The organism is Mesorhizobium sp. Arg314 (assembly GCF_053714275.1).
On the sequence record NZ_JBSKBP010000021.1, the window covers coordinates 1 to 20,032 of the forward strand.

Here is a 20,032-nt window from a genome sequence, read left to right on the forward strand (position 1 = left end):
CCGCGTCACACCGACAGAGTGCTCACACTATTTCCAAAACTCAGGCTATGACCAACACTAATCTCATCCCGCTCTAGCACCGACGATGACCAGGCATTCTCCGGAGCGGATGTCGAGGTTGAGCGAGCGCAGCACGGCAAGCTTTCGCCCGCCGAGGCTGAAGGATTTCGACAGGTCGCGTATCGTGACCTCGCCGCCGCGTTCCGTGACCATGGCTTGCGCCTCTGCTCAGTTGGTTTTGGTTTCGCCTCGGCGGTAGAGGATATCGGCGGCCTTGAGCTTGCCCTTCGGCAGGCGTCCGTCGCGCTCGAGAATGCTCACCCAGAAGTCGACGTCGCGATCAGTCACCGCCGCCTTTTCGCGAAGGCCGAAGCCGGTCCAGTAGCGCGCCAGCTCGCCGTTCTCGCCGCGCCTGTTGAGAATGTCGGCGAGCAGCTTGCGCGCCTCGTCGGGATTCTGCCGTGACCAGTCGGCGGCGCGCACCGATTGCTCGACGAAGTTACGGGCAGCATCGGGATTGGCGGCGATGAAGTCGCGCCGCAGCACAACGAAGCCGCCGGCGATCTCGCCGAGCACGTCGGTGTCGTTGAAGATGCCGCGCACGCCGCCATTGCTGACCAGTTTGCCGGCAAAGGTCGCCTGCCAGTAGCCCAGCCCGGCAATGTCGACCTGCTGCGAGCGCAAGGTCTGTTCGAGCTGCGGCCCGGGCACCACGACGAGCTTGGCCGCGTCCGGCGGCAGGCCGACGCTGTGCAGCGCCTCGCGCACCGTGTAGTCGAGATGGGCGCCGAGCGTGTTGACCGAGATCGTCTTGCCGGCGATGTCGGCGATCGATTTGATCGGGCTGTCTTCGAGCACGTAGAAGACGCTCTTCACGTCCTTGTTGATGCCGTTGCTGGGATAAGCGGCGACGAAGTCGTTGCCGCCGGCGATCGAGTTGATCACCGCTGGTGTCGCTGCCGAACCCAGATCGACGCTGCCGGAGGCCAGCGCAAACAGCGACTCCGGACCGCCGCCGACATAGCCGACATTTTCGAGCTCGATGCCGAGGCCTTTGAAATAGCCGAGCTCACCGGCGAGCTCGTGCGGAGAGATGCCGCCGCGGCTGGCAAGATAGCGGATTTTGACGGAACCGGCTTGCGAGCGTGCAATCGATGGCAGGCCGGCGAGAATGCCGGCGGCAAGCGGGGCGCGCAGGAGAAGCGAACGGCGGGTGATGCTCATGATCAGGCCTTTTTCGTGTTCGAGGGGACGGGAAGAACAGCCGCTCAGCCGGCCGAATTGCTCCAGCGGCACAGCCGCCGCTGCAGGATGACCAGCGCCTGGTTGGCGATCAGGCCAAGCGCGGCAAGAATGACGATCGCCGCGAACATCAGCGGGATCTGGAAATTGTACTGTGCGTTCATCACCTGGAAGCCGATGCCCTTGTTGGCGCCGATCATCTCCGAGGCGATCAAGAGCAGCAGCGCGGTGGTGGCGCCGAGCCTTAAACCCACGAAGATCGAAGGCACGGCGCCCGGCAGCACGACGCGGCGGAAAATCGTCAGCCGCCGGGCGCCATAGACACGCGCCATCTCAAGCAATTTCGGGTCGACCTCCTTCACGCCGCTGATCGTGTTGAGCAGCAGCGGGAATAGCGTCGCCCAGAAGATGACGAACACTTTGGAGGCTTCGCCCAGTCCCAGAAGCAGGATGAAAACCGGGTAGAGCGCCAGCGCCGAGGTCTGACGGAACAGCTGCAGGATCGGGTCGAGCGCCGTTTCCACGGCGCGCGCCTGGCCCATCATCAGGCCGAGCGGGATGGCGACAAGGACGGCGGCGGCGAACGCAAGGCCGGCACGCTGCAGGCTGATGGCGATATCGCCGAGCAGGCTGCCGCCGGCAAGACCCTTCCAAAGCGCAGCGACGATCGTATCGACCGGCGGCAGCACGGCCGCGTTGACCCAGCCGCTGCTCGCTGCCACCTGCCACAGCCCAAGGAATCCCAGCAGCACGCCATAGCGCGACAGGATCCGCGCCGAAGTCCGGCCGGCCAGCCGCAGGAATTCCGTGGGCAGGCCGTAGCCCTCTCGCGAGCTGATACCGGCCGTCCGTTCGATGTGCTGCAAGGTCATCGTCTTGCCTTTCGCTTCGGGATCATTCGGCGGCGAGCACGGTCGAGCGCGCGACCGTCCACGGATTCTGCGGCCGCCTGAGGCCGAGGTTCTCGCGCAGCGTCCTGCCCTCATAGGCAGTGCGGAAAAGGCCGCGCCGCTGCAGCTCCGGGATGACCAGATCGACGAAATCATCGAGCGCGCCGGGCAGCCAGGGCGGCAGGATGTTGAAGCCGTCGGCGGCTTCGCCTGCGAACCACTCCTCCAGCTGGTCGGCGACCTGCGTGGCGCTGCCGATCACCGTGTAATGACCGCGCGCGGTCGCAACCCATTGATAGAGCTGGCGGATGGTGAAGTTGTGCTCGTCGGCGATCTGGCGGATCAGCGCCTGGCGGCTCTTCATGCCCTCGGTTTCCTTGGCTACCGGCAGCGGTCCGTCGAGCGGATAATCCCTGAGATCGAGTGTCTGGCCGGCAAGCCCGTTGAGCAGCGCCACGCCGTCCTCGGGCAGGATCAGGTCGTTCAGCTGCTGGTATTTGGCGCGGGCTTCTTCCTCGGTGCGGCCGACGAAAGGCGCCACGCCCGGCATGATCAGCACCTGCGCCGGATCGCGGCCCGCCGCCGCCACGCGGGCCTTGATGTCGCGATAGAACTCCCGCGCCGACGCCAGATTCTGATGCGCGGTGAAGATCACTTCGGCCGAGGCTGCCGCAAGCCCGCGCCCGTCCTCGGACTGCCCCGCCTGTACCACCACCGGATGACCCTGCACCGGACGCGGCACGTTGAGCGGCCCTTTGACGCTGAAATGCTCGCCCTTGTGGTTGACGTCGTGCAGTCTGTCCCTGTCGTAGAAGCGACCCGTCTTCTTGTCGCGGATGAAGGCGTCGTCTTCCCAACTGTCCCACAATGCCTTGACCGTCTCGACATGCTCATGCGCCCGCGCATAGCGCTCGGCATGATTGGGCTGGACGTCGCGGTTGAAGTTGCGCGCCGTGTCGTCGCCGGCAGACGTCACCACGTTCCAGCCGGCGCGCCCATTCGACAAAAGGTCGAGCGAGGCGAACTTGCGGGCGAGCGTGTAGGGTTCCTCATAGGTGGTCGAGGCCGTGGCGATGAAGCCGATATGCGTGGTCAGCGGCGCCAGTGCCGCAAACAGCGTCACCGGTTCGAAACCGGCGATCTTGGCGTTGCCGCCTTCACGCGCGCCGAGCCCGACCGTCAGATTGTCCGCGAGGAAATAGGCGTCGAACAGGCCGCGCTCGGCGGTCAGCGCCAGTTTTTTGTGGAACTCGAAATTGGTCGCGCCGTCGGCGGGCGCGTCCGGATGCCGCCATGCCGCGATGTGCTGGCCGCCACCGGGCAGGAAGGCGCCAAGTTTGATCTGTCTGGACGTGCTGGAGTTGGTCATGGCTGATCCTTCGGTTCGGAAACGACTGGCTGAACTCAAGCGGCAAGGCCGACGCTGCCGGTCTGGCCGACGACGCGCAAAACCTCGGCGACGGCCTGGCGGGCGCGGGCATGGATCGCCTCCGACACCAGAGCGCCGTTGTGGAAGTCCTTGTCCGAAGCGTAGATCGCGGTCGGGATCGTCAGCGCTTCGAAGAAGCCGAACAGCGGCCGCAACTGGTGCTCGACGGTCAGCGAATGGCGCTCGCCGCCGCCTGTCGCCGTCAGGATGACCGGCTTTCCGCGCAGCGACGATGGGTCGAGCAGATCGAACAAGTGCTTGAACAGTCCGGTGTAACTTCCTTTGAAGGTCGGCGATCCGGCAACCAGCACATCGGCGCTGGTCAACTGTTCGACGATGGCGCGCGCCGTCGCGTCGAGATCGGAGATGCGCCGTGCCGACGGGAACGACGGACCGAGATCTTCAATGTCGTAGATTGCCGAACTAGCCCCGATGCGCCCCGCCACCTCTCCTGCGATCTGGGTGATGAAGGCCTTGGTCTTCGACGGGCGGGTCAAATTGCCGGATATTCCCACCACCAGCTTCTTGGTCATTTTCGGGCTCTCCTCGCAGGCGTTTCCTCATTAAGACTACCGATTTTATAGAATTAAATGAGCGAGAAGATTTCAAAAGCGGCGGGATGGAGAGATTGAGTTTGCGTCCCGACGCCGTTGATTGGTTCAGCGGATGCGGGTCACGCCTCGATCTTGACAGGCGGCAGTTGCGGCGCTTCCAGCTCCTGGAACGGGTCGCGCCAGGCGTCGATCACTTCCAGCCGGCGATACCAGCGACGGATCGCCGGGTAGTCGTCGAGCGGCAATCCGGCGACGTCGTTGAAGGGCAGGAACGTCGCCATGCGAAAGTCGGCATAGGAGATGGAGCTGCCGACCAGCCACTCCCGTCCGGAAAGCTCGGGCTCGAGGACCGCCGCGGCTCTATGGAACTGCCTCAGCCCCTCCTCGACCAGCGCCTGATCGATCGGACCGATTCCATAGCGCCGCTTGGTCCCGCGCTCGAAATGCACCATGTCGCAAGCGAATGCGAACCGTTCCTTGCCCCAGCTTATCCACCGGATCATTTCCGGCTCCTCGTCGCCGGTGCGCCAGAAATCCGAATGCGCCCCGCGCGACAGGCGGCAGGCGATGGCGTCTGTCTCCCACAGGCTCCATCCCGGACCGACCAGGATCGGCAAGGTCAGATTGGGGTTGAGCGCGCGATAGCGCTCGGCCTGCCCCGGCGCCATGGGCGATGCGAACTCGAACGCGATCTCCGCTTTAAGATAGCGCGCCGTCGCGACCGCGAGGCGAGGATTGGGATTGCGGCTGAACAGGAGTTTCATGTCGGGTCCCCACGGGTTGGTTACATGCCGCAGGACGACTGAAATCCGCCCGATCCTAACATTTGTCACAAATGGGATTTCCGGTTTATGCTATCGGCGCTGGAAACGAGCCTGCAAGCCTTCCAGCCCAACCGCTTGCGCCCTCGCCCGCCTTCCGCTATAGAGCCGCCACCCGCGTAGACACCCTTGGAGGCAACGCGGAGGAAGGCCGGCCAGGCCTCACATGATCCCCAAAAGCATTTGGACAGCCAAAAGCGTTTGGACCGACTGTGCAAGGCCGCGACGGCTTTCGACGTTACGGACGGGTTAGCCGGCCGTTGACGCTCCACAACACGCGAAAGGAAATGCCATGAGCCACGATGCTTATGAGCTCAAAGCCGAAGCGCGCGAACAGGTCGGTAAGGGGTCCGCCCGTGCAGTTCGTCGCGACGGTAAAGTGCCTGCAGTTATTTACGGCGACAAGCAGCCTCCCCTGGCGATTGCGCTCAACTACAAGGATCTCTTCTACAAGATCCATGGCGGCGGGTTCCTGACCACGATCGCCACGATCGATGTCGACGGCAAGAAGATCCAGGTCCTTCCGAAGGATTTCCAGCTCGACCCGGTCAAGGATTTTCCTGTCCATGTCGACTTCCTGCGCATCGGCAAGGACACCGAGGTCAATGTCGACGTGCCTGTCCACTTCATCAATGAGGACAAGTCGCCCGGCATCAAGCGCGGCGGCGTGCTCAACATCGTTCGCCACGAAGTCGAGTTCCACTGCCCGGCCAACGCGATCCCGGAGTTCATCACCGTCGATCTCACCGGCACCGACATCGGCGATTCGATCCACATCTCGGCGGTCAAGCTGCCGGCCGGCGTCAAGCCGGTCATCTCCGATCGCGACTTCACCATCGCGACCGTTGCCGGCTCGTCGGCGATGAAGCCGGAGACGGAAGCAACCACGGAAGCGGCGGAGCCCGAAGCAGCGGCTCCTGCGGCCGAAGAGAAGTAGTTTCTCCCGAGCCGGATGATTTCATCCGGCTCTAGATCGAAGAAATAGAGCATGATGTTTTCCGAAAACCGCTTCACACTTTTCGGCATCATGCTCTAGCATCCGGAGGCGGCGATGCTTGTCTTTGCAGGCCTCGGCAATCCGGGCGCGAAATACGAAAACAACCGGCACAATGTCGGCTTCATGGCGGCGGACGCGATTGCCCGCCGCCATTCCTTTTCGCCCTGGTCGCGAAAATTCCAGGGCCTGATTTCAGAAGGCACGCTCGGCGGCGAGAAGATCCTGCTGATCAAGCCGCTGACCTTCATGAACCTTTCCGGACAGTCGGTCGGCGAAGCGCTGCGCTTCTACAAGCTCGAACCATCCGCCCTCACCGTCTTCTACGATGAGATCGACCTTGCCGCCGGCAAGCTCAGGGTCAAGGTGGGCGGCGGCTCCGGCGGCCACAACGGCATCCGCTCGCTCGACCAGCATGTCGGCAACGCCTATCGACGGGTGCGCATCGGTGTCGGCCATCCCGGCGTCAAGGAGATGGTGCACGGCCACGTGCTTGGCGATTTCGCCAAGGCTGATCGCGAATGGCTCGATGTCTTGCTCGATGCCATCGCCAACGGCGCCGGTTTGTTGGCAAAAGGCGACGACAGCTCGTTCATGAACCGCGTCACGCTGGCCTTGCGCGACAAGCTCGTGCCGACCGGCGATGACGACCGCCCGCCACCCAAGGCGCCGAAGCAGCAAAGCCATGTCCGCCAGGCGCGCCCGAAGCAGCCGGCGGCAAAACTTCCAGAAAGCGGCCCGATGGCCGCCATGCTGAAGAAGCTGTTCGGCAAGGAGTGAGCGTCGAACGACCTCGCCGAGGGCTTGACGTTCGTCACCGCTATCGCCCATAGCCCACATCAAAATCGAATTTCCGATAGGACTGAACGAACATGGGTTTCAAATGTGGCATCGTTGGCTTGCCCAACGTCGGCAAGTCGACGCTGTTCAACGCCTTGACCAGGACGGCCGCCGCGCAGGCCGCCAACTATCCTTTCTGCACCATCGAGCCGAACACCGGCGAGGTGGCGGTGCCGGACCCGCGCCTGCAGAAGATCGCGGCGATCGGCAAGTCGAAGGAGATCATCCCGACCCGCATCTCCTTCGTCGACATTGCCGGCCTGGTGCGCGGCGCCTCCAAGGGCGAAGGGCTGGGCAACCAGTTCCTCGCCAATATCCGCGAGGTCGACGCCATCGTGCATGTGCTGCGCTGCTTCGAGGATGACGACATCACCCATGTCGAAGGCCGCATCGATCCCGTTGCCGACGCCGAGACCGTCGAGACCGAGCTGATGCTCGCCGACCTCGAAAGCCTCGAGCGCCGCATCGCTCAGTTCCGCAAGCGCGCCGCCGGCAAGGACAAGGAAGCGATGGCCGTCCTGCCGATGATGGAGGCGGCACTCGAACTGCTGCAGGCCGGCAAGCCGACACGCGTGCTGCTCAACGGCATCGCGCCCGAGGACCTGCGCATCCTGCAGGGACTGAACCTGCTCACCTCGCATCCCGTGCTCTATGTCTGCAACGTCGCCGAGGCCGATGCCGCAACCGGTAACGAGCATACGCGAGCCGTGGAGAAGATGGCTGCGGCGCAGGGCGCCAGCACCGTTGTTATCTCGGCCGCGATCGAGGCGGAGGTCGCCCAGCTTTCCGACGAGGAGGAAATGGAGTTTCTTGCTTCTCTCGGCCTCGACGAGCCGGGCCTCAACAAGGTCATCCGCGCCGGCTATGAGCTTCTGCACCTCATCACCTATTTCACCGTAGGGCCGAAGGAGACGCGCGCCTGGACCATCCATAAGGGCGACAAGGCCCCGCAAGCGGCCGGCGTCATCCACACTGACTTCGAACGCGGCTTCATCCGTGCCCAGACCATCTCCTACAACGACTTCGTCACGCTGGGCGGCGAAGTGGCGGCCAAGGAAGCCGGCAAGGCGCGCGACGAAGGCAAGGAGTATGTCGTCCAGGACGGCGACATCATGCTGTTCAAGTTCAACACCTGATCTCCAGGGAGACCCGGCGATGATAAAAACCTTCGTCGTGGACAATGATCGCCTGCACCTCACCGAGGATCTTGCGGCGGATGGCGACAGGGTCGTCTGGGCCGACCTTTTCAATCCGACCAAGGAGGAAGAGGCGCGCGTCGAGAGCTGGCTGGGCATTGCCATACCGACCCGCGAGGAGATGGAGGAGATCGAGATTTCGAGCCGCCTCTATATCGAGGACGGCGGCTACTTCATGACCGCCGTCCTGCCGGCGCAGACCGAGGCCGACGATCCCTTGATGTCGCCGGTGACCTTCGCGCTTGCAGGCAACCGGCTGATCACCATCCGCTACCATGAACCCAAGGCTTTCAAGACCTTCCCGCTGCGCGCCGAAAAAGTGGCGACCGGCTGCACCAGCGGCGACACCATCCTGATCGGTCTTTTGGAAGCGATCGTCGATCGCCTTGCCGACATCCTCGAGCGCGCCGGCCGTGAGGTGGAAGTGATCTCGCGCGACATCTTCGAGGCGCGCTCGACCAAGGCCTCGAAGCGCAACCGCGATTTCCAGGAGCTGCTGAAGGTATCGGCCGCAAGGAGGACATCGCTTCCTCGGTCCGCGACAGCCTGATCTCACTGCAGCGCCTGGCCGGCTTTCTCGCCCATGTCGCGGCCCAGACCAGGATGAGCAAGGATGTGCGCGCCCGCATCAAGACACTGTCGCGCGACGTGCTCTCGCTCGCCGACCACGCCACCTTCCTGTCGCAGAATATCTCCTTCCTGCTCAATGCCACGCTCGGCATGATCTCGATCGAGCAGAACGCCATCATCAAGATCTTCTCCGTCGCCGCCGTCATCTTCCTGCCGCCGACGCTTGTCGCCTCGATCTACGGCATGAATTTCGACATCATCCCCGAGCTCAAGTGGGAACTTGGCTATCCCTTCGCCATCGGCCTGATGATCATCTCGGCTGTTCTGCCCTTCTGGTATTTCCGCCGCCGCGGCTGGCTTTGACGGCCTTGGCCAGCGACGGCTGGCTTACCAAAAATCACTTGACCAAATTGCCTTGGACCTTCATCCGGGAATGCCCGACTTGGGGATCGAAGCGTTCGTCAACCGGATTGTCAGCATGACCGGAAAGACCTGGGCCTATGAGGATTTCGTCGAGGGCGCCTCGCTGGACATCGGCAGCAAGGACGTAAGCGCGGCCGAGATCATCGAATTCGCCGGCGAATTCGACCCGCAGCCGATGCATCTCGACGAGGAGGCCGGCAAGGCAAGCATCCTCGGCGGCCTTTCGGCTTCGGGCTGGCACACCTGCGCGATGTTCATGCGCATGCTGTGCGACGCCTTCCTGCTCGATTCGACCTCGCAGGGCTCGCCCGGCATTGAGCATGTGAAATGGAAAAGGCCGGTTCTGGCCGGCGACCGGCTGACCGGCACGGTCACCATACTTTCCAAGCGTCAGTCCAAATCGAGGCCCCAACTCGGCTTGATCACCATGCGCAGCGAGCTCCTCAACCAGCGCGGCGAATGCGTCTTCGAGTTGGAGAACACCGGTATGTTCCTCGCGCGTGATGCCGCACAGGGCCAATCATGACACTCGACGAGTATTTCCTGATCGGCGAAACCGTCACGCTGGGCTCGCATAAATTCGAGGCCGACGAGATCAAGGCGTTTGCCAAAAAATACGATCCGCAGATCTTCCATGTCGATGAAGAGGCGGCGAAGAAGAGCGTGCTCGGCGGGCTCTGCGCCTCGGGCTGGCACACCGCCGCGATCTGGATGAAATACAACCTCGAAAAGCGCATGGAGACCGAGGGCGTGCGCTGGACCGGCCCAGGCGCGCGGCCCGAATTCGGCCCCTCGCCAGGCTTCCGCAACCTCAAATGGCTGAAGCCGGTCTATGCCGGCGAGACGGTGACCTTCACGCGCACCGCTCTTGCTCATCGCCCGCTTGCCGGGCGCCCAGGCTGGAACCTGCTCACGCTGCGCTCGGAAGGTTTTGATTCGACCGGCGACAAGGTCATCGAATTCGACAGCGCCGTGCTGGTGAAGGTGGGGTGAGCGCCTCGTCCTTCTCCCCTTGTGGGAGAAGGTGGATCGGCGCGAAAGCGCCGAGACGGATGAGGGGTGTTCCAGCGGAGTGAGACGTCGGCTTTCCCTGGAGCACCCCTCATCCGTCGCCTTCGGCGACACCTTCTCCCACAAGGGGAGAAGGGGAACGCGCCTCAATGCCCCTCATACCCGATCAGCGTCCTGACCGGCACGCCGAGCGCTTCCAGCTTCTTGCGGCCACCGATATCCGGCAGGTCGATGACGAAGCAGGCGGCGACAATGTCGGCGCCGATCTGCCTGAGCAGCTTCACCGCGGCTTCCGCAGTTCCGCCAGTGGCGATCAGGTCGTCGACCAGGATCACCTTCTCGCCCGGTGAGACGCCGTCCTTGTGCATCTCCATCTCGTCCAGCCCGTATTCGAGGCTGTAGGCCACCCGCACCGTCTCATAAGGCAGCTTGCCTTTCTTGCGGATCGGCACGAAGCCGGCCGACAGCTGATGCGCCACGGCGCCGCCGAGGATGAAGCCGCGCGCCTCGATGCCGGCGATCTTGTCGATCTTCAATCCAGCATAGGGATGGACCAGCTCGTCGATGGCGCGGCGGAAGGCGCGCGCATCGCTGAGCAGCGTGGTGATGTCGCGAAACAATATGCCGGGCTTCGGGTAATCCGGAATGGTGCGGATGGCCGCAAGCAGAGTGTCTTCGAGCGAGGGTTTCATGGAGAAGCTTTCCGCGTGTCCGGCTGTCGGATAGGGCGGCGTCGACCATACCTGCCCGACGCGACCGACAAGGGCTACCGCGATGCTTCGCCCGAGACAAGCGCATCCGGCAAGGGATTGCCGCCAGCTGGCCTCAGCCGTAAGCAAAAGGGCGCCTCGAGGGCGCCACTCGAAAGCAGGGTCGCTTGTGCAGCTACATGCCGAGATCCGAGCGCAGCTCGGACCGCGCCACTTCGTATTCGGCCTTGAAGTCGGGCCTGCCGAGCAGGACCGCGGCGATGACGCTGCCGGAAATCTTGCCCATCTCCACGTCGGATGGATAATGGATGCCGCCGACCACCCGGTTATGGGCATATTCGGCGGCGCGAGCCATGATCTCGGCGCGTTTTTCCGGGACCATGTCGGACAGGATGATGCCCATCATCGTGCCGACCGTCGCATGGCCCGACGGCCAGGAGCCGGAGCTGGACAGTTTCACCGCCGGCTTGACCAGATCGCTGAGCTGGTGCGGCCGCGGCCGCTTCCAGACATCCTTGGCCGGATCGACGACGGCGCCTTCGGTGGCCACGACCCGATCGAAGAAGGCGCTGAATTTCGGCAGCGTCTCCTTGTTGAACTTCGGACCCATGACATCGGCGAAGCGCCAGACATTCTCTTCGGCATCGGCAATGGCGCGTTTCTCCATCTCCGGCGTGCGCGTCACCTGCAGCGTCAGCACTTCGCCGAGTTCGGCTTTGGTCTCGGCCGAATCATTGGCAGGCGGCGGCGGCAGGATCATCGTCAGGTCGATGTCCTTGTTGGTGGCGAAAGGCTGTGCGTCGTCGGCATGGGCGGCATATCCGGTGACAAGCAGCAGGAAACCAGCCGCGAGCGATGCGTATCTTTTCATGGGTGCGATCCTTTGATGAGGGCAAGGCAGGATCGCCGCGCGCGATGACGGCCATGTGACATGGTCCCCGGTTTGCGGGGCGCCTAATGCATGTCGCCCAGAAGTGTGCAGCGGTTCTGGGACAACGACATGCATCAAAACAAAGATTTAAAGCGCGTCGCCTGAATCCGGTTCAGCGCGACGCGCTTTAAATGCAAAAGGGCGCCCTGTGGCGCCCTTCAGATTTCTTGCTGTCGATGGCGCCTCAATGCGCCACGTCGGCCCACACCCTGCGTTTGGTCATGTAGACCAGTGCGCCGAGCAGCAGCAGGAAGATCAGGACGCGGAAGCCGGTCTTCTTGCGGTCCTCAAGATGCGGCTCGGCGGCAAACATCAGGAAGGCCGAGACGTCGCGGGCATACTGGTCGACCGTCTGCGGCGAGCCGTCGTCATAGGTCACCTGGCCGTCCGAGAGCGGCTTCGGCATCTTCAGCGATACGCCGGACAGGAAGTACGGATTGTAGTGCGTGCCTTCCGGGATCACCATGCCGGCCGGCGGCGTCTGGTCGTAGCCGGTGAGCAGCGAGTGGATGTAATCCGGGCCGCCCTGCGCATACTGGGTGAAGATATCGAAGACGAAGCGCGGGAAGCCGCGCTCGACACCGCGCGCCTTGGCGAGCAGCGACATGTCGGGCGGAGCCGCACCGCCATTCGAGGCAGCGGCGGCTTGCTCATTGGCGAACGGCGCCGGGAAATGGTCGGACGGCTTGCCAGGACGGTCGAACATGTCGCCGGCATCGTTGGGGCCGTCATGGATCGTGTAGGTCGCCGCCAGCGACTTGATCTGGGCGTCGGAATAGCCAAGGTCCGACAACGTGCGGAACGCCACCAGGTTCATCGAATGGCAGGCAGAGCAGACTTCCTTATAGACCTTCAGGCCGCGCTGCAGCTGGCCCTTGTCATAGGTGCCGAACGGCCCGGAGAAGCTCCAGCTCATTTCCTTCGGCTCGTCGATCGGGAAATGCGTCGGCGCGGCGGCATTGTGCGCTTCTTCGGCTGCAATCGCCCAAGTGCCGGCAGCCCCAGTGCCGGCGGCCACAAGGCCGATCAGCGCCAGCGAGGTGAGAATCTTCTTCATGCCAAATCCCCTTAGATTCTCTACCGCTCAGCCCTTGGTCTGCGGTGCGGCCGTGGCGCCTGCCGGATGTCCGCTGCCGCCCTTGTTCTTTTCCAGCACCGCCTCGGTGATCGAGTTCGGCAGCCTGCGCGGCGTCTCGATCAGGCCGAGCACCGGCATGACGATCAGGAAGAAGGCGAAGTAGAACAGCGTCGCCATCTGCGCCATGAACACGTAGCTGCCTTCCGCCGGCTGCGAGCCCAGCCATCCGAGCAGGATGGCATCGGCCACGAACAGCCAGAAGAACAGCTTGTACCATGGCCGGTAGACCGCCGAGCGCACCTTGGAGGTGTCGAGCCACGGCACCAGGAACAGCATGGCGATGGCGCCGAACATGCACAGCACGCCGCCGAGCTTCGAGTTGATCGGCCCGACATTGAAGGTGATGGCGCGCAGGATCGCGTAGAACGGCAGGAAGTACCATTCCGGAACGATATGGGCCGGCGTCTTCAGCGGGTTGGCGACCGTGTAATTGTCCGGGTGGCCGAGAAAGTTCGGCAGATAGAAGACGAAATAGGCGAAGATGAACAGGAATACGATCATGCCGAACGCGTCCTTGATGGTCGCATAGGGCGTGAAGGCGACGGTGTCGGTCTTCGACTTGACCTCGATGCCGGTCGGGTTCGACTGGCCCACGACATGCAGCGCCCAGATGTGCAGCACGACGACGCCGGCGATCATGAACGGCAGCAGGTAATGCAGCGCGAAGAAGCGGTTCAGCGTCGGATCGTCGACGGCGAAGCCGCCGAGCAGCAGCTGCTGGATCCAGTTGCCGACCAACGGGATGGCGCTGAAGAAGCCGGTGATGACGGTGGCGCCCCAGAAGCTCATCTGGCCCCAGGGCAGCACATAGCCCATGAAGCCGGTGGCCATCATCAAGAGGTAGATGATGCAGCCGAGGATCCACAAGAGCTCGCGCGGCGCCTTGTAGGAGCCGTAGAACAGGCCGCGGAAGATGTGGATGTAGACTGCGACGAAGAAGAACGAAGCGCCGTTGGAATGGAGATAGCGCAAGAGCCATCCCGAATTCACGTCGCGCATGATCTTCTCGACCGAATCGAAGGCGAGATTGGTGTCTGACGTGTAGTGCATCGCCAGCACGATGCCGGTCAGGATCTGCGCGACCAGCATGATCGACAGGATGCCGCCGAACGTCCACATGTAGTTGAGGTTGCGCGGCACCGGATAGGCGACGAAGCTGTCATGGATCAGCCGCGGCAGCGGCATGCGGGCGTCGAACCAGCGCTCGATACCGGTCTTGGGCGTATAGGTCGAGTGTCCCTCGCTCATCGAAATGTCCCCTGCCTCAACCGATAAGGATCTTGGTATCGGAAATGAACTTGAATACCGGGATCGCCATGTTCTCCGGCGCCGGGCCTTTGCGGATGCGGCCGGCGGTGTCGTATTGCGAACCGTGGCACGGGCAGAACCAGCCGCCGAAATCGCCTTCCTGGCCGAGCGGGATGCAGCCGAGATGGGTGCAGACCTGCACCATCACCATCCAGGCTTCCTTGCCGGGCGTGGTGCGGTTGGCGTCGGTCGCCGGCGCGTCGGACGGCAGGTTGGCGTTGCGGGCGATCGGATCCTTGAGATCACCAAGGTTGACGGCTTCGCCGTCCTTCATTTCCTTTTCGGTGCGGTTGCGCACCACCACCGGCTTGCCACGCCACTTGACGATCAGCGAGCTGCCGGGCTGCAGTGAGGCGACATCGACCTCGACCGAAGCAAGTGCCAGCGTCGAGGCGTCGGGGCGCATCTGGTCGATGAACGGCCACGCGACGGCTCCCGCGCCAACAACGGCGGCCATGCCGGTGGCTACGTAGAGAAAATCGCGACGGTTGGGATCGTGGATGTCGGTTGCGCTCACGGGTGCCTGATCCTTTCGCCTCTTCCTAACCGGAGGCCGAGCCTTGTCCCCGCTCAATCGCACCTGCCCGACAGCGCATGGCGAACAGGCTAGCGAATTCCTCCGGCATTTGGATTTTCGGTTTATGCGTGAAGCCCGTTTTTGTCCAGTCGGGTGAAGGCACAAGGGCAGATTGTCGCGGGGATGTGCGGCGGCCATGTGCGACGCATCCACGCCAGGCCGCCGAACAGGGTGAAACGGCAGGAAATCCGGGGTGAAATCGGGCCGGTGTTTGCCTCGACATCGGCTCCTGGCCCGGTCTATTCTGCCGCCATGGCGCATGTCATTGAACGCGACAGCTGGGCCGAGGCCCCCGACCGCTGGAAAGGCGAGCTGCAATGCGGCCAGTTCGGCGCCAACTCCTGCCTGATCTTCAACTATCAGCCGACGGTCGGCGGCGGCCCGCGCCTGCACAAGCACCCCTATGCGGAAATCTTCGTCATCCGCTCCGGCACCGGCCTGTTCACGGTCGGCGACCAGGAAATCAAAACCACGGCCGGCCAGATCCTGATCGTGCCGCCCGACACGCCGCACAAATTCACCAATCTTGGCCCCGGTCCGCTCGAAAGCACCGACATTCACGAGAACGGCAGCTTCATCACTGAATGGCTGGAATAGGCCGAACTCTCAGCTGGCGCCGAGTCTGACCAATACAGCCCTCGGAATATTGTACTCGCGGATCACCGCGTCGTGCCTGCGTAATCCGCACAGTTCGCGCTGGATGAAATAGGCGTGGACGGCCGCTGCAGCTGCCTTAAGCAGTTGAGGCCGCTGTTGCTCCTCGGCATTGTCGCCAAGCTTGGCCAGCGTCTCCTCGACGCGCTGACCGGCGCGGCCAAGAGCTGCCGCTTTCTCGGCCAATATTTCATGGCCGAGCGCGTCAAAGGCAAGTTCGCCAGCGCAAGACCCGGTCAAGCCGGATGGCGGTCGCAGAGACATTCAATTCGCCTCCTTGGTATTGCCATCGCGCAGCATCATGCGATGGGTGACGAATTCCTCGCCTGAAACGCGATGGAAGCCAAGCTTCTCGTAAAAGGCAAATGATTCTGCCGGAGCGCGCGTGTTGAGCGCCGAAAAATGCGCCCGCGCCCGCTCGACGATCGCCTCGACCAGCACTCGGCCGACACCGTGCCGCCGGTGCGCAGCGCTGACATAGAGATGGCGCACGCGGCCGAAATCGCCTCCCTCGAAATAGGGATCGACATTCAGCCCGCCGACGCCAACCAATTGCTTGCCGTGACGGGCGCCGAAAAGTATTTCGGGTCTCTTGGAAAACTTATTGCGCCCGCTCTTCCACCCATCGTGCAGGCTCACCAGCATCCAGTAACCTTCCTTCCGGCTTTCGTCCATCAACAGCCGGAAGGCCGCCGTGGTGGGCCGCATCCGATCGATCGAATAGTCCTTCGAGAGCACGTCGTTGTCCCTACTCCGCCGGCCGCGTCTCTTCCAGCGCGCTTTCCTCGTTGAACAGGAAGCCGCCGGACTGCCGTTTCCAGAGCCGCGCATAGAGCCCGTCGAGCGCCACCAGCTCGTCATGGGTGCCCTGTTCCACGATGCGGCCGCCGTCGAGCACCACCAGCCGGTCGAGCGCGGCGATGGTCGACAGCCGGTGCGCGATGGCGATCACGGTCTTGTTCTCCATCAACCGCGTCAGATTCTCCTGGATCGCCGCCTCGATGTCCGAATCGAGCGCCGAGGTCGCCTCGTCGAGGATGAGGATCGGCGCGTCCTTGAGGAACACGCGGGCGATGGCGACGCGCTGCCGCTGGCCGCCTGAGAGTTTCACGCCGCGCTCTCCGACATAGGCCTCGTAGCCGGCGCGCTCGCGGTTGTCGCGCAGTCCCAGGATGAAGTCATGCGCCTCGGCTTTCCTGGCCGCGGCGATCACTTGCGCATCGGTGGCATTCGGCATGCCGAGCTTGATGTTGTCGCGCAGCGAACGGTGAAACAGCGCCGTATCCTGGCTGACCACGCCGATATTGGCGCGCAGCGAGTTCTGGGTGACCTGGGCGATATCCTGGCCGTCGATCAGGATCTGGCCGCCCTCGAGATCGTAGAGCCGCAGGATCAGATTGGCCAAGGTCGTCTTGCCGGCGCCGGACGGGCCAACCAGACCGACCTTTTCCCCCAGGCGCACGACGAGATCGATGCCGTCGAGAACCCCTGCCCCTTTGCCATAGTGGAAGGTGACGTTCTTGACGTCGATGCGGCCGCCGGTGACGATCAATTCCTTGGCGCCCGGTGCGTCTGTCAGGCCAAGCGGTTGCGTGATCAGCGCCTTGGAATTCTCCAGCACGCCGAGGTTCCGCAGAATGCCGTTGAGCTGCATCATCACCCGTCCAAGCAGCATGTTGAGCCTGAGGACGAGAGAGAGCGTGAAGGCGACGGCGCCGACCGTGATCAAGCCCTCGACCCATAGATAGATGGCGAAGCCGGCGATCACGGTGATCATGACGCCCGACAGCGTCGTCAGCGCCATGCGCACGCCGGTCAGCCGGCGCGTGAACGGACGAAGCGCATCGAGATAGATGTTGAAGCCGTTCCTGATGTAGCGGTCGTCGCCATCCGCCGAGAACAGCTTCAGCGTCTGCACGTTGGAGTAGGAATCGACGATCCGGCCGGTGATCATCGATCCGGCTTCGGCTGTCGCCTCGGCATGCTTGCGTATCTCCGGCAGATAGAGCTTGGCCAACCAGCCGAAGACGGCGATCCAGATCATCACCAGCACCGCCAGCCTGAGGTCCAGGCCCGCGACCAGCGCCAGCGTCGTCACGGTATAGATGATCATGAACCAGATGACCTCGATGAAACTTTCCATCAGGTCGCCCGTTGCCTGCCCCGCCTGCCAGACCTTGGTGGCGATGCGGCCGGCGAAATCGTTCTGGAAGAAGGCGTAGGACTGGCGCGAGACATGCCGGTGCGCCTGCCAGCGCACCAGATTGTAGAAGCCTGGCGTGATCGTCTGTTCGTCGACCAGCGCCGAGAGGCCGACGACGGCGGTGCGGATGATGAGCACCACCGCGCCCATGAACACGAGCTCGGGGCCGGCCGCGGCCCAAAGCGCGTGCCAGCTGCGTTCGCCGGGCAACTGGTCGAGGATATCGACCAGCCTTCCGACGAAATAGAAGAGGCCGGCCTCGACCAGCGGCGCGATGCCGCCGATGATGAGCATGGCGAAGAAGGCGAGCTTGGCCTGCCCGACATAGTGCCAGAGGAAACCGCCGACGCTGGCGGGCGGCCGCAGATTCGCGGGCTCGCGGAACGGGTAGACCCAATGCTCGAACCAGCGATAGATGGCTTGCATCATTCCGCGGCTTCACCTTTTGTCGACAGGTCCTCGGCCGCCTGCTTTTCCTCGAGCAGGAACCCGCCCGACTGACGCCGGGCATAGAGCCCACCCTTGGCGATCAGCGCATCATGCGAGCCGTCTTCGACGATACGCCCCCTGTCCATCACCACCAGCCTGTCCATCGCCGCGATGGTCGACAGCCGGTGGGCAATGGCGATCACGGTCTTGCCTTGCATAGCTTGTACCGTCACTCCGCTGCCATCTCGGTTCCGGGTGCCTTGGCATCCGACTCACTCGGTACGTCATCGAGCAGGAAGCCGCCCGACTGGCGCTGCCAGAGCTGGGCATAGAGCCCGCCTTTGGCGACGAGTTCCTCATGCGAGCCTTCCTCGATGATGCGGCCCTTATCCATGACGACGAGCCGGTCCATCGCCGCGATGGTCGACAGCCGATGCGCGATCGCAATGACGGTCTTGCCCTGCATCAGCTTGTAGAGGTTCTCCTGGATTGCCGCCTCGGCTTCCGAATCGAGCGCCGAGGTCGCCTCGTCGAGGATCAGGATCGGCGCGTCCTTGAGCATGACGCGGGCAATCGCAACGCGCTGCCGCTGGCCGCCGGACAATTTGACGCCGCGGTCGCCGACATAGGCATCGAAATTCTTGCGGTCTTCGGAATCGGAAAGCTCGGCGATGAAGTCCAGCGCCTCGGCCCGCTTGGCCGCCTCGACCAGCATCTCTTCAGTCGCGTCGGGCCGGCCGTAGAGGATGTTGTCGCGCACGGACCGGTGCAGCAGCGAGGTATCCTGCGTCACCATGCCGATCTGCGCGCGCAGCGAATCCTGCGTCACCGCCGCGATCTCCTGGCCATCGACGAGGATCCTGCCGCTTTCCAGGTCGTAGAAGCGCAGCAAGAGGTTGACCAGCGTCGACTTGCCGGCGCCGGAGCGACCGACAATGCCGACCTTCTCGCCGGGTTTCACGGCAAGCGACAGGTTCTCGATGACACCCTTCTGCCTGCCGTAATGGAAGCGGATGTCGTCGAAACGGATCTCGCCACGAGTGACGACAATGTCCTTGGCATCCGGCCGGTCCTCGACCAGACGCGGCAGCGAGATCGAGGCGATGCCGTCCTGCACAGTGCCGATGTTCTCGAACAGGCCCGACATCTCCCACATGATCCACTGCGACATGCCCCACATGCGAAGCACCAGGCCGATGACCACGGCGACGGCGCCGATCGTCACCGCGTCGCTGAGCCACAGCCACAGCGACAGCGCGGTGACCGAGAACAACAGCAGCGCGTTCAGGATGTAGAGCAGGCCGTAGAGCACCGTGACCAGCCGCATCGAGCGGTAGACCGTCTCCAGAAATCCCGCCATGCCTTCCCTGGCGAAGGCCGCCTCGCGGCGCGCGTGGCTGAACAGCTTCACCGTCTGGATGTTGGCGTAGCTGTCGACGACGCGACCGGTCATGGTCGAGCGCGCATTGGCCTGTTCTTCGCCGACTTTACCCAATCGAGGAATGAAATAGCGCAGCAGCGCGATGTAGCCGACCAGCCACACACCGAGCGGCGCCGCCAGCCGCAAGTCTGCCGAGCCGACGATGAACAGCATGCCGAGGAAGTAGACGATGACGTAGTTGAGAACGTCTATCACCTTGATGACGCAGTCGCGCACCGCGAGCGCGGTCTGCATCAGCTTGGTGGCGATGCGGCCGGCGAACTCGTCCTGGTAGAACGCCATCGACTGTTTCAAGAGATAGCGATGCACCTGCCAGCGGATGCGCATGGGATAGTTGCCCATCAGCGTCTGCTGGTTGAGCAGCGAATGCAGCCAGACGGTGCCCGGCAGCGCGAAAAGCACGACGAAAGCCATGCCGGCGAGTTTCCAGCCCTCTGTCTGCAGGAAGGTTTCGCGGTTCTGCGCCGACAGCCAGTCGACGATGCGGCCCATGAAACCGAACATCCACACTTCGGCGATGGCGATCGTCGCCACCAGGACGGCGTCCATTATGATGTAAGGCCACGCGCCGCGCGTGTAATGCAGGCAGAAAGCGATCAGCGTCCTCGGCGGCTCGACCGGCTCCGCGGCGGGAAACGGATTGAGCCTGTTTTCAAACCAGCGGAACATTC

Annotated in this window: 21 protein-coding genes and 2 pseudogenes; 7 read left to right on the forward strand and 16 right to left on the reverse strand. The window is 63.2% G+C overall.

Annotated features, from left to right (window positions below; genetic code table 11):
* Nucleotides 1–75: 75 nt before the first annotated feature.
* From ACWGS9_RS21290 to ACWGS9_RS21315, 6 genes and pseudogenes are all read right to left on the reverse strand, one after another.
* A pseudogene (locus ACWGS9_RS21290) lies at nt 76–213 on the reverse strand (ABC transporter ATP-binding protein); the annotation flags it as partial.
* 15 nt (nt 214–228) lie between these two features.
* The gene (locus tag ACWGS9_RS21295) at nt 229–1,224 is read right to left on the reverse strand and encodes an ABC transporter substrate-binding protein (protein ID WP_454507096.1); all 996 of its coding nucleotides are present in this window, start codon (nt 1,222–1,224) and stop codon (nt 229–231) included.
* 44 nt (nt 1,225–1,268) lie between these two features.
* Nucleotides 1,269–2,114: an ABC transporter permease gene (locus tag ACWGS9_RS21300; protein ID WP_454507097.1), complete on the reverse strand. Its 846-nt coding sequence runs from the start codon at nt 2,112–2,114 to the stop codon at nt 1,269–1,271.
* Between the two features lie 22 nt (nt 2,115–2,136).
* Entirely contained in the window at nt 2,137–3,501 is a 1,365-nt protein-coding gene (locus ACWGS9_RS21305) for an LLM class flavin-dependent oxidoreductase (protein WP_454507098.1), read from the reverse strand.
* 35 nt (nt 3,502–3,536) lie between these two features.
* Nucleotides 3,537–4,094: an FMN reductase gene (gene msuE / locus ACWGS9_RS21310; protein ID WP_454507099.1), complete on the reverse strand. Its 558-nt coding sequence runs from the start codon at nt 4,092–4,094 to the stop codon at nt 3,537–3,539.
* 140 nt (nt 4,095–4,234) lie between these two features.
* On the reverse strand, nt 4,235–4,879 hold the full coding sequence (locus tag ACWGS9_RS21315) for a glutathione S-transferase family protein (RefSeq protein WP_454507100.1): 645 nt from the start codon (nt 4,877–4,879) through the stop codon (nt 4,235–4,237).
* A 349-nt stretch (nt 4,880–5,228) separates the two neighbouring features.
* Here ACWGS9_RS21315 and ACWGS9_RS21320 point away from each other — a divergent pair, with 349 nt between their 5' ends.
* The 6 genes and pseudogenes from ACWGS9_RS21320 to ACWGS9_RS21345 all read left to right on the forward strand — a co-directional run bounded on the left by ACWGS9_RS21320 (nt 5,229) and on the right by ACWGS9_RS21345 (nt 9,952).
* A complete protein-coding gene (locus tag ACWGS9_RS21320; RefSeq protein WP_320311390.1) occupies nt 5,229–5,873 on the forward strand; it encodes a 50S ribosomal protein L25/general stress protein Ctc in 645 nt (214 codons plus the stop codon).
* 114 nt (nt 5,874–5,987) lie between these two features.
* Complete coding sequence (gene pth, locus ACWGS9_RS21325) at nt 5,988–6,710, forward strand: aminoacyl-tRNA hydrolase (RefSeq protein ID WP_454507101.1); 723 nt, start codon at nt 5,988–5,990, stop codon at nt 6,708–6,710.
* A gap of 92 nt (nt 6,711–6,802) precedes the next feature.
* The gene (ychF, locus tag ACWGS9_RS21330; protein ID WP_454507102.1) at nt 6,803–7,906 is read left to right on the forward strand and encodes a redox-regulated ATPase YchF; all 1,104 of its coding nucleotides are present in this window, start codon (nt 6,803–6,805) and stop codon (nt 7,904–7,906) included.
* A gap of 19 nt (nt 7,907–7,925) precedes the next feature.
* Nucleotides 7,926–8,899 (forward strand): annotated as a pseudogene (gene corA / locus ACWGS9_RS21335) (magnesium/cobalt transporter CorA).
* A 115-nt stretch (nt 8,900–9,014) separates the two neighbouring features.
* Nucleotides 9,015–9,485, forward strand: coding sequence for a MaoC family dehydratase (locus ACWGS9_RS21340; protein WP_454507103.1), 471 nt, complete (start codon nt 9,015–9,017; stop codon nt 9,483–9,485).
* A complete protein-coding gene (locus ACWGS9_RS21345) occupies nt 9,482–9,952 on the forward strand; it encodes a MaoC family dehydratase (protein ID WP_454507104.1) in 471 nt (156 codons plus the stop codon). Before ACWGS9_RS21340 ends, ACWGS9_RS21345 begins: the two co-directional genes overlap by 4 nt.
* Before the next feature lie 164 nt (nt 9,953–10,116).
* On the opposite strand, the gene ACWGS9_RS21350 is transcribed toward ACWGS9_RS21345, so the two are convergent.
* The 5 genes from ACWGS9_RS21350 to petA form a co-directional block, all read right to left on the reverse strand.
* The gene (locus ACWGS9_RS21350; RefSeq protein ID WP_320311385.1) at nt 10,117–10,662 is read right to left on the reverse strand and encodes an adenine phosphoribosyltransferase; all 546 of its coding nucleotides are present in this window, start codon (nt 10,660–10,662) and stop codon (nt 10,117–10,119) included.
* A gap of 193 nt (nt 10,663–10,855) precedes the next feature.
* Nucleotides 10,856–11,551: an acid phosphatase gene (locus ACWGS9_RS21355; RefSeq protein ID WP_454507105.1), complete on the reverse strand. Its 696-nt coding sequence runs from the start codon at nt 11,549–11,551 to the stop codon at nt 10,856–10,858.
* Nucleotides 11,552–11,795: 244 nt separating this feature from the next.
* Complete coding sequence (locus tag ACWGS9_RS21360) at nt 11,796–12,668, reverse strand: cytochrome c1 (RefSeq protein WP_454507106.1); 873 nt, start codon at nt 12,666–12,668, stop codon at nt 11,796–11,798.
* A 27-nt stretch (nt 12,669–12,695) separates the two neighbouring features.
* Nucleotides 12,696–13,997: a cytochrome b gene (locus ACWGS9_RS21365; RefSeq protein ID WP_454507107.1), complete on the reverse strand. Its 1,302-nt coding sequence runs from the start codon at nt 13,995–13,997 to the stop codon at nt 12,696–12,698.
* Between the two features lie 16 nt (nt 13,998–14,013).
* On the reverse strand, nt 14,014–14,574 hold the full coding sequence (gene petA, locus ACWGS9_RS21370) for a ubiquinol-cytochrome c reductase iron-sulfur subunit (RefSeq protein ID WP_454507108.1): 561 nt from the start codon (nt 14,572–14,574) through the stop codon (nt 14,014–14,016).
* A 312-nt stretch (nt 14,575–14,886) separates the two neighbouring features.
* On the opposite strand from petA, the gene ACWGS9_RS21375 reads away from it, so the two are divergent.
* Nucleotides 14,887–15,231 (forward strand): cupin domain-containing protein, encoded by a 345-nt coding sequence (locus ACWGS9_RS21375; RefSeq protein WP_454507181.1) that lies wholly within the window; start codon nt 14,887–14,889, stop codon nt 15,229–15,231.
* Between the two features lie 9 nt (nt 15,232–15,240).
* Here the strand turns inward: ACWGS9_RS21375 and ACWGS9_RS21380 are convergent, their stop codons facing one another.
* Genes ACWGS9_RS21380 through ACWGS9_RS21400 form a run of 5 tightly spaced genes read right to left on the reverse strand, consistent with a single transcriptional unit; the run spans nt 15,241 to nt 20,030 of the window.
* Nucleotides 15,241–15,552 carry a DUF6665 family protein gene (locus ACWGS9_RS21380; protein ID WP_454507109.1) on the reverse strand — a complete coding sequence of 104 codons (312 nt, stop codon included), beginning with the start codon at nt 15,550–15,552 and terminating at the stop codon, nt 15,241–15,243.
* Nucleotides 15,553–16,026: a GNAT family N-acetyltransferase gene (locus ACWGS9_RS21385; RefSeq protein ID WP_454507110.1), complete on the reverse strand. Its 474-nt coding sequence runs from the start codon at nt 16,024–16,026 to the stop codon at nt 15,553–15,555.
* Nucleotides 16,027–16,036: 10 nt separating this feature from the next.
* A complete protein-coding gene (locus ACWGS9_RS21390; RefSeq protein ID WP_454507111.1) occupies nt 16,037–17,920 on the reverse strand; it encodes an ABC transporter ATP-binding protein in 1,884 nt (627 codons plus the stop codon).
* Nucleotides 17,917–18,153, reverse strand: a complete 237-nt coding sequence (locus ACWGS9_RS21395) for a hypothetical protein (protein WP_454507112.1) — start codon at nt 18,151–18,153, stop codon at nt 17,917–17,919. Before ACWGS9_RS21395 ends, ACWGS9_RS21390 begins: the two co-directional genes overlap by 4 nt.
* Nucleotides 18,150–20,030, reverse strand: coding sequence for an ABC transporter ATP-binding protein (locus ACWGS9_RS21400; protein WP_454507113.1), 1,881 nt, complete (start codon nt 20,028–20,030; stop codon nt 18,150–18,152). Before ACWGS9_RS21400 ends, ACWGS9_RS21395 begins: the two co-directional genes overlap by 4 nt.
* Nucleotides 20,031–20,032 lie beyond the last annotated feature (2 nt).